We start from the raw sequence: 242 nt of genomic DNA on the forward strand, positions 1-242 counted from the left end.
GTCGAAAACAACAATGCTGTTGGTGTTTTCAATTGCGGCATACAACGTATTACCATCCCGACTGATCGCCATATCATGGATATCGGCAATCTCAGCGAGCAAATCACCACTGGCCTGTTCACGACTTACCGGAGCGGATAATGTTTCCCTGAGGGCGTTGCGTTCCTCCGCTAACTGTTGTTTTTTTTGTCGTCGCTCTTGTTCAATCTCCTGCGGATAAAACTCTTCACGCAGGCTTTGCC

1 pseudogene is annotated in these 242 nt (G+C 48.3%); it reads right to left on the reverse strand.

The features are described from left to right. A pseudogene (locus tag V5P19_RS24370) lies at window positions 1-242 on the reverse strand (rhomboid family intramembrane serine protease); the annotation flags it as partial.

It is taken from the genome of Enterobacter sp. UNJFSC 003, from assembly GCF_036903355.1.
Classification (GTDB): Bacteria; Pseudomonadota; Gammaproteobacteria; order Enterobacterales; family Enterobacteriaceae; genus Enterobacter.